Origin of the sequence: Variovorax paradoxus, from assembly GCF_022009635.1 — a bacterium.
Lineage (GTDB): Bacteria > Pseudomonadota > Gammaproteobacteria > Burkholderiales > Burkholderiaceae_C > Variovorax.
Window position 1 is genome coordinate 433,257 of the sequence record NZ_CP091716.1, and the last position, 15,959, is coordinate 449,215.

Annotated in this window: 17 protein-coding genes and 1 pseudogene; 6 read left to right on the forward strand and 12 right to left on the reverse strand. The window is 62.0% G+C overall.

The window, feature by feature from the left end; translation table 11 throughout:
• Nucleotides 1-42 precede the first annotated feature (42 nt).
• From tnpC to L3V85_RS02160, 5 genes and pseudogenes are all read left to right on the forward strand, one after another.
• Nucleotides 43-1,650 (forward strand): IS66 family transposase, encoded by a 1,608-nt coding sequence (tnpC, locus tag L3V85_RS02140; protein WP_237677787.1) that lies wholly within the window; start codon nt 43-45, stop codon nt 1,648-1,650.
• A gap of 38 nt (nt 1,651-1,688) precedes the next feature.
• Nucleotides 1,689-2,639 carry a site-specific integrase gene (locus L3V85_RS02145; protein ID WP_237677788.1) on the forward strand — a complete coding sequence of 317 codons (951 nt, stop codon included), beginning with the start codon at nt 1,689-1,691 and terminating at the stop codon, nt 2,637-2,639.
• The gene (locus L3V85_RS02150) at nt 2,636-3,562 is read left to right on the forward strand and encodes a tyrosine-type recombinase/integrase (protein ID WP_237677789.1); all 927 of its coding nucleotides are present in this window, start codon (nt 2,636-2,638) and stop codon (nt 3,560-3,562) included. Before L3V85_RS02145 ends, L3V85_RS02150 begins: the two co-directional genes overlap by 4 nt.
• Nucleotides 3,559-4,560 carry a tyrosine-type recombinase/integrase gene (locus L3V85_RS02155; protein WP_237677790.1) on the forward strand — a complete coding sequence of 334 codons (1,002 nt, stop codon included), beginning with the start codon at nt 3,559-3,561 and terminating at the stop codon, nt 4,558-4,560. The genes L3V85_RS02150 and L3V85_RS02155 overlap by 4 nt, the downstream gene beginning before the upstream one ends.
• Before the next feature lie 91 nt (nt 4,561-4,651).
• Nucleotides 4,652-4,786: pseudogene (locus L3V85_RS02160) on the forward strand (transposase domain-containing protein); the annotation flags it as partial.
• Nucleotides 4,787-5,069: 283 nt separating this feature from the next.
• Here the strand turns inward: L3V85_RS02160 and L3V85_RS02165 are convergent.
• The 12 genes from L3V85_RS02165 to L3V85_RS02220 all read right to left on the reverse strand — a co-directional run bounded on the left by L3V85_RS02165 (nt 5,070) and on the right by L3V85_RS02220 (nt 14,791).
• Nucleotides 5,070-6,215, reverse strand: a complete 1,146-nt coding sequence (locus L3V85_RS02165) for a 2Fe-2S iron-sulfur cluster-binding protein (protein WP_237677791.1) — start codon at nt 6,213-6,215, stop codon at nt 5,070-5,072.
• A 42-nt stretch (nt 6,216-6,257) separates the two neighbouring features.
• Entirely contained in the window at nt 6,258-6,770 is a 513-nt protein-coding gene (gene paaD / locus L3V85_RS02170) for a 1,2-phenylacetyl-CoA epoxidase subunit PaaD (RefSeq protein WP_237677792.1), read from the reverse strand.
• Nucleotides 6,764-7,525: a 1,2-phenylacetyl-CoA epoxidase subunit PaaC gene (paaC, locus tag L3V85_RS02175; RefSeq protein WP_237677793.1), complete on the reverse strand. Its 762-nt coding sequence runs from the start codon at nt 7,523-7,525 to the stop codon at nt 6,764-6,766. The genes paaD and paaC overlap by 7 nt, the downstream gene beginning before the upstream one ends.
• Nucleotides 7,525-7,818 (reverse strand): 1,2-phenylacetyl-CoA epoxidase subunit PaaB, encoded by a 294-nt coding sequence (gene paaB, locus L3V85_RS02180; protein ID WP_237677794.1) that lies wholly within the window; start codon nt 7,816-7,818, stop codon nt 7,525-7,527. The genes paaC and paaB overlap by 1 nt, the downstream gene beginning before the upstream one ends.
• A 15-nt stretch (nt 7,819-7,833) precedes the next feature.
• A complete protein-coding gene (gene paaA / locus L3V85_RS02185; protein WP_237677795.1) occupies nt 7,834-8,823 on the reverse strand; it encodes a 1,2-phenylacetyl-CoA epoxidase subunit PaaA in 990 nt (329 codons plus the stop codon).
• 182 nt (nt 8,824-9,005) lie between these two features.
• Nucleotides 9,006-9,731 carry an ABC transporter ATP-binding protein gene (locus L3V85_RS02190; protein ID WP_414080182.1) on the reverse strand — a complete coding sequence of 242 codons (726 nt, stop codon included), beginning with the start codon at nt 9,729-9,731 and terminating at the stop codon, nt 9,006-9,008.
• A complete protein-coding gene (locus L3V85_RS02195; protein WP_237677796.1) occupies nt 9,728-10,492 on the reverse strand; it encodes an ABC transporter ATP-binding protein in 765 nt (254 codons plus the stop codon). Before L3V85_RS02195 ends, L3V85_RS02190 begins: the two co-directional genes overlap by 4 nt.
• A complete protein-coding gene (locus L3V85_RS02200) occupies nt 10,476-11,399 on the reverse strand; it encodes a branched-chain amino acid ABC transporter permease (RefSeq protein WP_237677797.1) in 924 nt (307 codons plus the stop codon). Before L3V85_RS02200 ends, L3V85_RS02195 begins: the two co-directional genes overlap by 17 nt.
• 37 nt (nt 11,400-11,436) lie before the next feature.
• The gene (locus L3V85_RS02205) at nt 11,437-12,309 is read right to left on the reverse strand and encodes a branched-chain amino acid ABC transporter permease (protein WP_237677798.1); all 873 of its coding nucleotides are present in this window, start codon (nt 12,307-12,309) and stop codon (nt 11,437-11,439) included.
• A 31-nt stretch (nt 12,310-12,340) separates the two neighbouring features.
• A complete protein-coding gene (locus L3V85_RS02210) occupies nt 12,341-13,471 on the reverse strand; it encodes an ABC transporter substrate-binding protein (RefSeq protein ID WP_237680481.1) in 1,131 nt (376 codons plus the stop codon).
• Nucleotides 13,472-13,547: 76 nt separating this feature from the next.
• Nucleotides 13,548-13,982, reverse strand: coding sequence for a hydroxyphenylacetyl-CoA thioesterase PaaI (gene paaI / locus L3V85_RS02215; RefSeq protein WP_237677799.1), 435 nt, complete (start codon nt 13,980-13,982; stop codon nt 13,548-13,550).
• A complete protein-coding gene (locus L3V85_RS02220) occupies nt 13,979-14,791 on the reverse strand; it encodes an enoyl-CoA hydratase-related protein (RefSeq protein WP_237677800.1) in 813 nt (270 codons plus the stop codon). Before L3V85_RS02220 ends, paaI begins: the two co-directional genes overlap by 4 nt.
• A gap of 180 nt (nt 14,792-14,971) precedes the next feature.
• Here L3V85_RS02220 and L3V85_RS02225 point away from each other — a divergent pair, with 180 nt between their 5' ends.
• Nucleotides 14,972-15,943: a PaaX family transcriptional regulator gene (locus tag L3V85_RS02225; protein ID WP_237677801.1), complete on the forward strand. Its 972-nt coding sequence runs from the start codon at nt 14,972-14,974 to the stop codon at nt 15,941-15,943.
• Nucleotides 15,944-15,959: the final 16 nt, after the last annotated feature.

Here is a 15,959-nt window from a genome sequence, read left to right on the forward strand (position 1 = left end):
CCCAGTGGCATGAGGCCGGCAGGACTTGCATGATTCACCCCCATGCCAGCCCTGCACGATCTCAAGGACGAGGACCTTCAAGGTCTCGCACCCGAGGCCGTCACGGCACTTGCTCAGCAGATGCTGCAGCGCATTCGCCAGCAGGCACATGAGATCCAGTTCAAGGACGCCAAGATCGAGAAGATCATGTTCCAGCTGGCGCAGCTGAAGGCGTGGAAGTTCGGTGCGAAGACTGAGGCGATGAACGCCGAGCAACGTCGCTTGTTCGAGGAGACCGTTGCCGAGGACGAGGCCAGTCTGCAGGCGCAGCTCGGTCAGCTGCGCGGTGCGACGCCGTCACCCGAGACCACGGGAGAGAACAACGACAACAAGCGCAAGCCGCGTCGTCGTCCGCTGCCTGAGCACCTGCGCCGTGTGGAACACCACCACGAGCCCGAGGACACGAGCTGCCCGAGTCCGGAGTGCGGCCGCCCGATGGTGCGCGTAGGCGAGGACGTGAGCGAGCGCCTGGACGTCATTCCGGCGGAGTTCTTCGTTCACCGCCACATCTACGGCAAGTGGGCCTGCCGCTGCTGCCAGTGCCTGGTGCAGGAGCCCGCTGCGCCGCAGATCATCGATGGCGGCATGCCCGCGGCCGGGCTGGTCGCGCACACGATGGTCAGCCACTTCGTGGATCACCTGCCGTACTACCGGCTGGAGTCCATCAATGCGCGCTCGGGCGTGCACACGCCGCGCTCCACGCTGGCGAGCTGGTCCGGGCGAGGTGGCGCGGCGCTCGTGCCGCTGTATGACGCGCACAAGCGCTTCGTGCTGTCGGCCGCAGTACTGCATGCTGACGAGACACCGGTGGCCATGCTCGATCCAGGTGCAGGCAAGACGAAGCGAGCGTACGTCTGGACTTATGCGCGCGGCGCCTTCGATGCGGTGCCGGGGGTCATCTACGACTTCTGTGCCGGACGGGGTGCGCAGTACCCCGTGGCCTTCCTCGGCCCAGAAGATGACAGGCGCAGCGACCCAGGCTGGCGCGGCACGTTGGTGCGCGATGAGTACGCGGCCTATGACAAGGTGATGGTGGCCCAACCCGGGCGCATCCCTGCTGGCTGTCTTGCGCACGCGAGGAGGAAGTACGACGAGTTGCTGCGCGACGCTGGCAAGAGCGCGGTCGCCGACGAGGCATTGCGACGCATCGCGCAGATCTATCGTCTGGAGCGCGAGCTGGCCGCCTTGACGAGCCAGGAGAGACTGACCAGAAGGCAACGGGACGCAAAGCCGCTGTGGGAGGACCTGCATTCGTGGTTGCGTCTGGAGAGAGGCCGTGTACCCGACGGCAGCGCCACAGCCAAGGCTCTGAACTACAGCCTCAATGCCTGGAGCGCGTTGACGCAAAACCTACTCGATGGCGACGTGAACGTTGACAACAACCATTGCGAGAATCTGATCCGTCCATGGGCCCAGGGCAGGCGCGCATGGTTGTTCGCCGGAAGCGAACTGGCCGGCCAACGTGCCGCAGTCGTGATGAGTCTGGTCCGGTCAGCAAAGTTGCAAGGGCACGACCCATGGGCCTACCTCAAGGACGTGCTTACGCGGCTGCCCACGCATCTGAACAGCCGCATCGACGAGCTTCTGCCTCACAACTGGCGACCGGCCTGATCTAGGCGTCCACACACGCCTCACGTCGGCCTTAAAAGGTGGGACGGCGAGCCGCTTACATTGCGTCGGCGGCGGTCCCAATAGACACACCGCAAGAGCAGATCTTCGCGGAGTTTGGCGACTATCTGCGAAGCGAGCGCGGTCTGACAGAAAAGACTATCGCGCACCATCAGCCTGCGATCCGACGGTTCCTGTTTGAAGTCTGCCCCTCTGGCGCCAGCGATCTCGGCAAGATCAAGCAGGATGAGGTGATTCGCTATGTCGAGTGCCACGCCCAGGATTGGAGCCCGAAGTCCGCCAAGTTGATGTGCTGGTCGCTGCGCGCGTTTCTTCGATACCTTCATCACACGGGATTGAACCCGCACGCATTGGCCGGCTGCGTGCCCTCGATCAGGCGATGGAACCTCGTGGGCCTCCCGACCTATCTCTCCGCGGCACAGGTTCAGAAGGTCCTGGATGGTTGCGACCAGGCATCGGCGGTGGGACGACGTGACTTCGCCATTTTGATGATGCTTTCCAAGATCGGCTTGCGGGCCGATGAGGTCGCCACACTCACTTTGGATGACATCGACTGGAGAGCTGGTGACATGCTTGTTCGTGCCAAGGGCCGACAGCGCGCCAGGATGCCGATTGCGTTAGACGTCGGCGCAGCGATCGTTGCCTACCTACAGGAAGGCCGACCCAAATCCTCCTGTCGTCAGCTATTTCTCCGCAGCCTTGCGCCTCACACCGGATTTGCGTCCGCAAGCGCAATCACGATGATCGCCAAGACCGCGCTCGAGCGCGCCGGCATCCAGGGCTACGCGCACCAGGGTGCCCATATTTTCCGGCACAGCCTGGCCACGGAGCTCTTGCGCGCCGGCGCCACCTTGTCGGAGATCGGCCATCTGCTGCGGCACAAGAGCCATGACACCACACGGATCTACGCAAAGGTTGACATCGAGGCGCTCCGCACGTTGAGCCTGCCGTGGCCGGGAGGTGCGCAATGACGGATCTACATTCGGCACTGCAGCGGTACCTGAACATGCGCAAGGGCTTTGGATTCAAGTATCAGCATCAGACACGACGGCTCGCCGACTTCGTCTCCTTCATGGACAAGTGCAAGGCCACGACCATCACCACGAAGCTCGCGATGGAGTGGGCGACGTTACCTGCCGGTCGGCATGCGTCCTGGGCATTGCGGCTGACGGATGTTCGCGGATTTTCGCGACATATCGCAAGCTTCGATCCAAAGACGGAAGTGCCTCCGGTCGGTCTCCTGCCAAGCCTGAAGCGTGCCAAGCCCTACGTCTATAGCGATGAAGACGTCAGCGCGTTGCTGGCAGCCGCCCTGTCCTTGCCGCCAGCAGGTGCACTGCGCCGCTGGACCTACCACTGCCTGTTCGGACTGATCGCAGTGACGGGCATGCGTCTGTCCGAGGCGATCGGCCTTGAATGTGGCGACGTTGACCTGGACGCCGGCGTGCTGACGATTCGGTTGACCAAGTTTAGGAAGTCACGGCTCGTACCTCTGCATCCAACGACGAGCGCAGCGCTACGAGATTACAAGCAACGGCGCGACACCCATCTACCAACGCGCCGCACCCCACACTTCTTCGTTGCGGAGCGCGGTGGACCACTGCTGCATCAGTACGTCCACCGCGTCTTCTGGCGCTTGTCGCGTGAGATCGGTCTGCGGCGTCCTGGCGATCATGCGGGGCCGCGCGTGCACGACTTCCGGCACCGATTCGCTATCTGCACGCTGTTGGGGTGGTATCGCAAAGGCCTCGATGTCGAGAAGCAACTCCCTTCGCTGTCCACCTATCTTGGCCACACCTGCGTGCGCGACACCTATTGGTACCTCTCGGCGTGCCCGGAGCTGATGCAAGAGGCGGCGCAGCGTCTCGATAGACGGTGGGAGACTCAACCATGAAGCCCGGTTGCAATGTCGCCTCACTCGTCGAACGCTTTTTTACCGAGCGGCTTGTCCGTCAGCAAGACGTGAGCGTCCATACGATCGCGTCCTACAGGGATACGTTCAGGTTGCTGTTGAAGTTCGCGATGGCGAAGCTTCGCAAGGCGCCGTCCGCCCTGACCCTCGATGAACTGGATGCGCCTTTCATCGGCGCGTTCCTGACCGATCTCGAGATGGAGCGCGGCACCAGCGTCACGACACGCAACCTGCGCCTGACCGCCGTCCGCTCCTTCTTCCGGTTTGTGTCCTTCGAGGAGCCGGCGCACAGCGCCCTTATCCAGCGCGTGCTCGCGATACCGAGCAAGCGACACGACAAACGTCAAGTAAATTTCCTGACGCGTTCCGAGATCGAAGCCGTCCTCGCTGCGCCCGATCGGACGACGTGGCTCGGCCGGCGCGATCACACATTGCTGCTGCTCGCGACCCAGACCGGCTTGCGCCTCTCCGAACTGATCGGCTTGAGCAGAGAAGCCATTCATCTCGGTACCGGTGCGCATGTGCGGTGTGTGGGCAAGGGCCGCAAGGAGCGATGTACCCCATTGACAAGATACGCCCGGATCGCGCTTCAGGCGTGGCTCAATGAACCCGCGCGCCGCGATGCCAAAGTCTTATTTCCCAGCTTGCATGGCGGTCAGCTCAGCCCGGACAGCGTTCAATCGTTGCTGGCTAAGCATGTAGGCGTCGCCAGCAAGACATGTTCATCGCTGGCAACCAAGCGGGTATCACCGCACGTCCTGAGGCACAGCGCCGCAATGGAACTCCTACAGGCGGGAGTCGACAGTTCGGTGATCGCGTTGTGGCTCGGTCATGAATCGATCGAGACCACGCAGACCTACCTTCATGCCCACCTCGGCCTCAAAGAGGCAGCGCTCGCGAAGCTCGAGCCGTACAAGCAGCACAAGCGACTTCGATTCCGCCCTGACGATCACGTGCTCGCCTTTCTCGAGGCACTGTGAGCGGTCAAACTATGCCGACTGGATCAACTGCAGCTTTCAGTGCATCCGGGGAGAAGCAAGGCCGCTCGGCATAGTTCGGCGGTCGGCATAGTCGGCCAAGCTCAATGGGCACGACCCATATGCCTACACGAAGAAGGTACTGGCGCGTTTGCCGACGCAGCCAATGCGCCAGATCGATGATCTGCTGCCGCATCAATGGACGCCGCGGATTGAGCGACAAGACTGAGGCTTCGCGTCAAGCCTGACTTCGCTCGCCGCTTACGATTTTCTTCGAGCTGGGCCAGTTGCCGCTGGGAATCACCATGCTGGGACACTAATCGAGTTTTGCGGCTTTGGGCAACAGCCGCAAAGCGAAGGCCTTGCAGGACCTCGGCAGGCGCATCACGGCCACGATGGGCGGCAGAGGCGTCGAGACGCGCAGGTGTGACGCTCATTAATCCAGCGGCGGGAACGCGACCCTCGCCCGGTACGTCGCATCGGGATGCCGCTCTGCCGGCAAGCGATCCGCCTCAGACTTGGTCGAAATCCAAAACCAAGGTTGGAGACGTGGGGCGCGCCTGACAGGTGAGCACGTAACCTTCGTTCACTTCCCAGGGCTCCAGGGAATAGTTCGTCGCCATGACGACGGAACCTTCGGACACTCGCGCTCTGCACGTTGAGCACATCCCACCCTTACAGGAATACGGCAGCGAAACGCCGTTCAGGAGCGCAGCATCGACGACGTTGCCGTCGCCCTCGTTCATCTTGAACCGGCGACCCACGCCATTGAGGATGGCAGTCACCTCGACCGCGTCGGAATTCGACTTCTCGGTGCGCACAGGTATCCGGAGAACATTCAGTTTTTCCGATGGCGTGAACAACTCGAAGTGAATCTTCGCCGGATCCAGGCCCAGCTTCGCAAGGCCGTCACGAAGCATCGCGACCATTTCGCCGGGTCCGCACAGGAATGCATGGTCGAGATTTGCCGGGTCGAAATGAAGCCGGGCCAGCGCCTCGAGCTTGTCGGGATCCAGCCGACCCGAATGCAACGGAAGCTGGCTAACCTCGCGACTCAGGAAGTGCACGAGGGAAAAGCGAGTCAGATAGGAATCCTTCAGATCCTCGAGGGCTTCCTTGAAGATGATGGAGTTGCTGTCCTGGTTTCCGTACAGAAGCGTGAAGTGCGAGTGCCGTTCGTAATCCAGCACGCTGCGGATGATCGAGATGATGGGCGTGATACCACTGCCGGCCGCGAACGCCACGTAGTTCCTGCTCACGTCGGGGTCGGGTTCGATCCCGAATGTTCCCGCCGGCGTCATCACATCCAGCTCGGCGCCCGGCGCCAGATTCTCGTTCGCGAAGGAGGAAAAGATGCCGCCAGGAACGTTTTTGACCACGACGCGAAGTTCGCCATCGCCGATGCCGGAAGAGATCGAGTAGCAGCGCCGGACCTCGTGGCCGTCGAACACACGACGAAGGGTCAGGTATTGGCCCGGCACGAAACGGTACTGATCCGGGCAAGCGCTGGCATCGAAAGCAATGGAGACCGCATCCGAGGTCTCGCGCCTGACGTCCAGCACCTTCAGGGTATTGAACCGCGGCGCGGTGCGTGGCTCCGCGATCGGGGTGCTCCGGTGCAAGGGCCCAGCGCTGTTGATAGCTGACGTCGAACTCATGGTCTCATCCTCGTGCGCGCAGAACTCGGTCCTGCTGGCGGTCTAGAAATTTTTGAAGTATGCAAAGGGTTCCCGGCAGTTACGACACCGGTATTGAGCCTTGCATGACGTGGATCCGAACGAACTCACCAACTCCACCTGTCGGCTGCCGCACAAGGGGCAGCTCACGAAGTCCACCTGGAATGCCTCCTGTGCCGCGACAGTCCCCACCGGCGGGGCGATGCCGTTCGCCTTCATGATCTCGCGCGCGTCATCCCCGATCCAGTCGGTGGTCCAGGGAGGGTTGAAGCTGGTGGCGACCCGCACGTCCGTCACGCACAGCTCGGCCAGCACACGCTTGATTTCATGGGTGATCACATCGATCGCGGGACATCCTGAGTACGTCGGCGTGATCACGACTTCGGTCAGTCCGTCGTCCGAGATGCGCACGTCGCGGAGTATTCCGATCGCCCGTATGCTGAGTGCCGGGATCTCCGGATCGACCACTTGCTCGAGCGCAGCGTGAATGGCTGCGATCGAAGGCGGCCGGTCATCCGAGGGCACCGCAGTCACCATTTCTGACCAGGATAGGCCCGCTGAAGGAACTGCATCTCCGCCAACATGCGCCCAAGGTGCTCCGTGTGTTGACCGGCGCGCCCGCCGCTGACCATCCAGGTATCGCCGGGCCGGGTCAGTGTCGATCGATCGAGCCATGCACTCATCTGCGACAGCCACTCGCCCTTGAGTAAAGCCGCGTCGACACCCAGCCCCGCCTTGAGGACGGATTGGGCGACAGCGTCCATCTCGAACATCTCGCCGGTATACATCCACACCTGGTCGACGCCATCCTGGCAGCGCGCATGACTCTCCTCGGTGCCGTCGCCCAGACGAACCAGCCATTCACCTGCATGCTTGACGTGGTAGCGCGCTTCCTTTGCCGCCTTCGCGGCGACGCCCGCAACTTCCAGGTCCTTCGAGGTGGAGAGAGCTTCCCAGTACAGGCGCGCATACACCGAATAAGCCAACTGGCGGGCGATCGTGTAGCCGAAATCGCCGTTCTCTTTCTCGACAAGCAGCAGGTTCCGGTATTCGTGCGCGTCGCGAAGAAAGACCAGTTGATCCTCGTCCCGATCGTCGCCGCCCGCCGACAACGCGTGTTTGTAGATTGCGCGCGCCTGCCCGATCAGGTCCAGCCCGATGTTGATCAGCGCCAACTCCTCTTCGATGGTCGGAGCTTTTCCCAACCATTCCGACAGGCGATGCCCAAGGACGAAATTCGTGTCCCCCAGGCGAAGAAGGTATTCGGAATAAATTCCCGGATCGACTTGCATCACATGTGCCCGATCTCGGCGGGGATTTCATAGAAGGTCGGGTGCCTGTAAGGCTTGTGGACAGGGTCCGAAGGCGAGAAGTTGACGTCCTTCTCACCCGGATCGCTGGCAGCGATGTGAACACTTCGCACGACCCAGATGGACTTCGCCTCGCCACGCCTCGTGTAGACGTCCCTCGCGCTTTGCAGCGCCATCGCCTCATCGGCCGCATGGACGCTGCCCACGTGAAGGTGTGCCAGGCCGTTGCGCGGCCGCAGGAAGACTTCGAAGAGCGGGGTGTTAGGTTCTTGCATGTTGGATCCCGGATATCAGGCTTGGGCCTGTTCAGCGTTTCGTTGTGCTTGCTTTCGAGCATGTGCGGCCAGGCCCGCGCGCACCCATTCGCCTTCGGCCGAGGCCTTGCGTCGTGCTGCGATTCGTTCCCGATTGCACGGCCCATCGCCCTTTACCACGCGCCAGAATTCGCTCCAGTCGATGGGGCCCGGAATCCACTGCTGCGACTCCGGGTCGAATTGCATGTCCGGGTCGGGGATTTCGATCCCGAGATACTTCGCCTGGGGAATCGTGGCCGTCAAGAATCGTCGCCGCAACTCATCGTTCGTTGCCGTCTTGATCTTCCATTTGATGCTTTGCTCCGAGTTCGTCGATTGCTCATCGGGGGGGCCGAACATCATCATGCAAGGCCACCACCAGCGGTTGACCGCATCCTGCGCCATCCTGCGCTGATCCTCGGACCCGTTCATCAGAACCATCATCGACTCGTAGCCCTGTCGCTGATGGAAGCTTTCTTCCTTGCACACCAGCACCATGGCCCGGGCATAAGGCCCGTAGGAGCAGCGACACAGCGGAATCTGGTTCATGATGGCCGCGCCATCGGCGAGCCAGCCAATCACGGCAATGTCGGCCCAGGTCAGCGTCGGATAGTTGAAGACACTGGAGTACTTTGCAACTCCGGTGAGCAGCTGGTCCATCAGGTCCTCGCGAGAGACACCGAGTGTCTCGGTGGCCCCATAGATATACAGACCGTGGCCCGCCTCATCCTGGATCTTGGCCATCATCTGCAGTTTCCGACGGATCGTCGGCGCGCGCGTGACCCAGTTCGCCTCGGGATACATCCCGATGATTTCGGAATGCGCATGCTGCGACATCTGCCGGATCATGGTGCGGCGATATGCGGACGGCATTTCGTCCATCGCCTCGATCTTCTCTCCGGCATCGATCCGGCTCTGAAATCGTGCCAGGAACTCCTCGTCCTCCGTGGCGGTCACCTCTGCGCCGATCAATCCCTGGGAATACATCGCAGTCTCCTGAAGTCGGGGAAAACATGGGAACGCTGGAATGACGGCACGCACGCCGGCATCTCAACTCCAACTCTTAGTTTACGCTACAGGTTTTGGTATGACAACGAGAATCTGTAGTGGTTCGATACAGCTTTTATCGAAGCGGCGACCACGGTCATCGTTGCACCAGCGCAGGGCGTTTAGGATCCGAGATACGAGGCTTGAACGCGCGGATCGGCGCGGACCGCTGCCGCGGGCCCTTCGAGCGTCACGGACCCTGTTTCCATGACGTAGGCGCGGTTCGCGAACTCGAGTGCAAGCGTCGCGTTCTGCTCGATCAGGAGAATGGTCATGCCTTGCTGCTTGAGCGCATGGAGCGCCTCGAATACCTGCTTCACGATCAGCGGAGCCAAGCCCATACTGGGTTCGTCCAGCAGAAGAAGCCTCGGTCGGACCATCATGGCACGGGCGATCGCCACCATTTGCTGTTGGCCCCCGGACAGCCGGCCCGCGGCGATGCTGCGCTTTTCATGAAGGATGGGAAAAGCTTGGTAGGCCCAGTCCATGCGCGCACGCTCGCGACGCTGAACTCGACTGAGGGACCACGCGCCGAGTTGAAGGTTGTCCTCGACGGACAGCGATGGAAAAACGTGTCGCCCCTCAGGCACCTGCGCAATGCCCCGACTGATGCGGCGATGTGCGGGCACGCGATCGAGCGACTCGCCGGCGAATCGCATGCTGCCGGCAGACAGATCCTGGACGCCAGAGATGGTTCGCATCAAGGTGGTCTTGCCAGCCCCGTTTGCACCGATGATGGCGACCACCTCGCCTTCGAAGACGTCCAGCGATATGCCGTGCAGCACCTCGACGCGGCCATAGCAGGACTTCGCATCGACGACCGACAGCAACGCTTCTTTATCACTCATGCGGCTTGCCCCAGATATGCTTCAATCACCGCTGAGTCGGAGCGAACCTCTTCCGCGGAACCGCTTGCGATCTGCCGCCCGAAGTTGAGCACCACGATGTGGTCCGAGATTTTCATGACCATTCGCATGTCGTGCTCCACCAGGACGATGGTGACGCCGGTTGCGGCGATCTTGCAGATGATGGCGCTGATCTCTTCGGTCTCGCTCGGGTTGCATCCGGCTGCAGGCTCGTCGAGCAGCAGCACCTTGGGTCCGGCCGCAAGGGCACGCGCGATCTCCAGTCGCTTCAGTGCACCGTACGACAGCGATGCGGCAGCCCGGTCGGCCAGGTTTTCCAGGCCGACTGCCCGAAGGCTTTCCATGGCCAGCGAACGCGACTCCTGCTGTTCCCGCCGTACCGAGGGCAGTGCCAGTGCATGGGCCAGGATCCCATGGCGTTCGCGCAGGTGGCGACCGACCAGCACGTTCTCGATGGCGGACATGCTTTGAAAAATCTGCAGGTTCTGGAACGTCCGGGTCAGGCCCCGTTGCGCCAGCTGGTGCGGAGCCAGGCCCGTCACCACTTCGTTGCCGATCCGAACCTGGCCGGCCCGGGGCCGGTAGAGTCCGGAGATCACGTTGAACAACGTGGTTTTACCGGCGCCGTTCGGGCCAATCACTGCGAGGATTTCACCCGGCGCGGCGGAAAACGAAACGCAATCGAGCGCTCTGAGTCCGCCGAAGTCGATCCCGACCTCAGCCACCTCAAGAAGTGATGTCATGGCGGTTCCTGGACTGGAGGGCGCGAGCGAGGGAGGGAACGATGCCCGCCCTCAGGAAGATGGCCGACGCAACCATGACGAAGCCGATGAATGCCTGCTCGTAGTCATGCAGGCTGCTGAGCACCTGCGGCAGCAGCACAAGCAATGCGGCGCCCACGACAGAGCCCAGGACGGAGCCCATGCCGCCGAGAACGACCATGGTCACCAGTTGAACCGAGACCATGAAGTCCGACAGCCCCGGTGTGACGTGCCCGTTGAATAGCGCGATGAGGCTGCCCGCGACCGAGGCGTAGCACGCGGAGAGCACGAAGACAAACAGCTTCTGGCGGGCGATGTCGACTCCCAGGGAGGACGAAGCGATTTCGCTGTCCCTGAGGGCGCGCAGCGCGAGTCCCGTGGGGCTGTTGGCGAGATTCAACGCGATCCACGCGCCGATCATCAGCAACGAGCCGGTCAATGCGTACCAGAAGATGTTGCCCCGCATGTCCCAGCCGAACAATGCCCTGCGAACGACCTGCATCCCGTCCGGGCCGCCCGACCATGCAACCTGGTTGGTCAGCGCCATGAACACCAGGACGCCGAAGCCCAACGTTCCCACCGCAAGGTAATGGCCCTTCAGTCGAAGGATGGGGCGGCCGACGACGAAGGCCAGGGCCGCCGACACCAGGACGCCCCCCGGCAGCGTCACTGCCGGGCTCAAGCCCCATCGGGACGAACCCACTGCCACGGCATAGGCGCCGATGGCCAGAAACGCCCCGTGGCCCAGGCTCACCTGACCGCCGTAGCCCATCATGAGGTTAAGCCCGATCGCCGCAAGCGAGTAGATCCATACGAGGACGATGACGCGCAGATGGAAATTGGCCGTGAACACGAATGGCAACAGCACGATGACTGCGGCAAGGAGCAACAGGCTCGCCAGCGGCCTCGGGCGAGCGACACCGCGGCTACGCACGAGTCACCTCTCCCGAACCGACCAGGCCATTCGGGAAGAAGAACAGGGCCAGCATGATGACCACAAAGGCAGTGGCATCCTTGTAGTCGGAGGAGATATAGCCGGCGGACATTGCCTCGCTGAGTCCGACCAGAAGCCCGCCAAGCACGGCACCAGGGATGCTTCCCATGCCACCGAGGATCGCGGCCGCAAAGCCTTTCAATGCGAGCAGCGTGCCCATCTCGTAGTTGGCAAGAGCAATGGGCGCGATCAGGATGCCGGACACGGCCCCGAGCGAAGCCGAGATTAAAAAGCTGAGTCGCACGATGTTGCTGACCCGGATGCCCATCAGCGTCGCAGCCATGGGATCGGAGGAAGCAGCGATCAACCCCTTCCCCAGCAGCGTCTTCCTCATGAACAGCCACAGCAATAGAACTGCACCCAAAGTACCAGCGACCACGATGAGGCTCTGGGGTTGCACGACCGCGCCCCCGATCGAGATGGAGGCACCTGGCACGACGGCAGGCAGCGAGGCGACGCCCGTACCGAAGATCGGCCGGGCGAGGCCGCGTATCAGAATGGATGCGCCGATCGTGATGATGATCAGCATGATCACCGGCGCATTCTTCGCAGGTCGGATGGCAACGTCATACAGCAATAGCCCGACGACGGCCGTGGCCGCCACGGCAAGGAACGCGGCGAGCGGGTAGGGAAGGCCTGCACCGAGCAGCAGGACACACGTCATCGCGCCTAGCATGACGAATTCGCCTTGGGCGAAATTCACCACATGCGAAGAGTTGTAGATGATGTTGAAGCCGACTGCGATGGCGCCATAGATGACGCCAACGGAAATGCCGGCAAGTGCAAACTGCAGGAATTCGGTCATGGAGAGGCACGCCTGGGCCAGCGACCCGAGCTTATTGTTTGAGAGACCAGTCGCCGTTCTTGATGTCGACCATGTACAGCGAGCTTCGGTCCAGACCGTTGTGATCCGTCGGGCTCAGGTTGTACGTGCCGGTGACGCCCATGTAGTTTTTGGTCGTTTCCAACGCGTTCCGGATGGCCGCGGGATTGCTGGAGCCGGCGCGCTTGATGGCGTTCACGATGAGCATCAGCGCGTCGTAGCTGTAGCCGCCGAACGAGGAAGCGTCCTTGCCGCTCACCTTCTTGTACGTGGCGGCGTAGGCCACCGGAACAGCTCGCGCAGGATCATTCGGGCCGAGCTTGTCTGCGACGACCAGGAGAGGTCCAGGCAGGCGAACGCGCTCGCTCGCGGGGCCCGCCATCTGGATGTATTCCTTGGAAGCCGATCCGTTCGCGTGGTACTGCGGGAAGGGCAGGCCCAGTTGTCCATAGTTGCGCGTGACGACCGCGAGCGGCTGCCCGAATCCGCCGACGAAAACCGCATCGACACCCTTGGTGTTCTTGATCTTGGTCAGCTGCGGAGTCATGTCGATGTCCTTCGCGTTGAAGTTCTCATCGGCAATCACCTTGATTCCCTGCGCTGCCGCCGCGGCCGTACATTCCTTGCGCATGGACTTGCCCACGCCATCGGTTCCGGTCATCAAAGCGATGTTCTTGTAGCCCCGCGCCTTCATGTCCAATGCGATGGCCGAGCAAACCATCCGGTCGTCGTGCGGCGTCTTGAAGACGAACGGCCGAACGGGCTGGACGATCTCGATTCCGGCGGCCAGGGAAATCAGTGGCACCTTCGCTTCGTCGAAGACCGGCGCGATGGCCAGGGTTCCGCCGGTCGTGCTGGCACCCATCGCCGCAACCACTTTATCTTCTTCGATCAGCCGGGTGGCGAAAGTGCGCGTGGTGTTTGCATCGGAGGTGTCGTCGTAGATTACGAGTTCGAGCGGGCGGCCGAGCACGCCACCCGACTTGTTGATCTCGCCGACGTAGTGTTTGAGCGTGATCTCCTGCGGCTCGCCAAGGAAGGCCGCCGGCCCCGTTCTCGAGATGACGGCGCCGATCTTGATCGGATCGGCGGCGTACACGGGATGGATTGCCAGCGCAAGCAGGCTTGCCAAAAGCAACTTCATGGTTTTCACGTTGTCTCCTTCTAGTAAATACTGGCCGAGCTGATTGCATCGACCGATGACCCGGTAGCCGGGGTTTCTATTGCGGGAAATGAGTTCCTTCGATCAGCCTGGAGTGCCCGCGAAATTCGGCAATCAGCTGGTGATCCGCATCGCGCACGGCCACGTCGTAGATGCCGGAACGGCCCGTCAGGCTGCGTTCCTCTGCAGTCGCTGTATATCGACCGCGGTTGAGGCCGGCCTTGATGAATGCAATGGTGCAGAACTGGCCCACCGCCATGTGATTGCGCGAATTGCATGCGTAGGCGAACGCAGAGTCGGCAAGCAGGAAGATCAGCCCGCCGTGCGCCATTCCGAAGCCGTTCACTGCCGTCTCGTCGAACTCCATCGACAGTCGGGCGGTCCCTGGCCCGATCGCATCCACGGTCATCCCGAAGCGCTGCAGCGTCTTGTCGCTGGCGCTCATCAGCTGCGCGCAGCTTTCCGCCATGCGCCGCTCTTCTTCGCCGCTCATGATTTCACCTGCAGCGACACGGACTGCGGCTCGCGCTTTCCCAGGAACGCGGCAAGCGCCTCCTGGTATTCCGGTGCTTGACCCGCAATGGTCTGCAGGTCGCGCTCCACGTCCAGTTGTTCGTCCAGGGAGTTCGTGCTGCTGGAGTCCAGCGCACGCTTGGAGAGCGACAACCCCGACGCCGGCATCGTCGCAAGCCGTCGCGCGAGTTCCATCGCGCCCTTGCGCAAGTCTGCATCGTCGAAGAGGGCCCAGACCAAGCCCCACTCGCTCGCGGTTTTGGCGTCGACGGATTCGCCCAGCAGGATCATCGCCCGCGCGCGATGCGGCCCCAACAACCTGGGCAGCAGCCAGGTCGCACCGGAGTCCGGCACGAGGCCCAATTTCGAGAAGGCCATCACGAATCGCGCCGACCGGGCAGCGACGACGATGTCGCACGCGAGGGCGAGGCTGGCTCCTGCTCCCGCTGCAACGCCGTTGACCGCGGCGATCACCGGCACCGGAACGGCACGAAGCGCTCGAATCAAACGGTTGTAGCGCCTGTCCAGGTGGTCGCCGAGCGACTTGATGGGTCCGTTCGGATCGGCAGCTTCGACAAGGTCCTGCCCGGCGCAAAACGCCTTGCCGGCGCCCGTGAGGATCACGCAGCGGATCCCCGAATCGTCCGCGATGCCATTCAACGCATTCAACAGCGCCTCGTGCATGTCGATCGTGAACGCGTTGAAGCTGGCCGGCCGATTCAGCTCGATCAGCAGGCAATCCTGCGTTCGGGTTGCTACGACGGAATCGACCACCTTGTTCTCCTGCATGGGCGCGGGAGGCGCGGGACCCGGATGTCGGATCCTGCTGCTCGCCGCTCGTTTTTAGTATGACACAGGATTTTATTTTGTCGAGATTTTCTGTAGTACACACACCGCGGACCGACTGGCTCTTGGTGCGTGAGTTCACGAGTGCCAGAATAGGTAAAAACCAGAAAAGGCACTGACCTAATGAAGGCATCCGCGAATCACAAACAGAAGCGGGCGGCGACGTTCGAAGCGGTTCTCGCGCATGCAATTGACCAGCAGCCAGTCAAGCCGAAGTCGCTCATCATGTCGATCTTCGGCGACAGCATCGTTCCGCGAGGCGGTTCGATCTGGCTTGGAGGCATCGTCAAGCTGGCTGCCTCGTTCGGCCTGGCCGAGCCCCTGGTCCGTACGTCGACGCTGCGCCTTGCCAGCGATGGCTGGCTCATGCGGCAGCAGATAGGCAAGCTCAGTTTCTACTCGATGACAGAGGCGTACGCCGCAGCCGATGCGGCTTATCAGAGCCAGATCTATGGCGCGGCGGCAAGTCTCAGGCGCAACGGGTGGACGATCTTCAAGATGTTCGCCGAACAGCTGGATCGCAAGGAGGTCTATCGCTTGACGAACATCTTGAATCGAAATGGATTCGGCCAGCTGGGCTCGGGCGTCTATATCCATCCGAGCATCGCCAGGTCGGTGATGCAGCACATCATCCGCAGGACCGATGGCGGCGACGCCGGAGTGGCCTTCTTTTCGAGCACGCTGCGAGCGCAGGAGGGTTCATCCGCCACCCTGGCACGCGTTGCGTGGGACCTGAGCGAACTTCACTCGGGCTACCAGGAGTTCATCGAAACCTTCGAGCGGGTGCCAACGCTTCTCGATACCGGGGAGCCTGAACCGCAAACGGCCTTTGCGCTCAGGACGCTGATGGTTCATCGATTCAGGCGACTGGCGCTGAAGGATCCTCGCCTGCCGGCGGAAAGTCTGAGCGAACCTTGGCCTGGAGAAGCAGCGTTTGACCTCATGAGCAACTCTTACCAGAGGCTGGTCCCACCTTCCGAGATCTATCTGGACGGTATCGAGGGCACGGGACTGCGCGATCGGCGCGCCTGGAAGAAGGAGATTTCCAGCCGGTTCTCGCGGGACACATCTGCGGAGCCGATGCCCATGGCGTGAAGCCCCGTTCGACTTG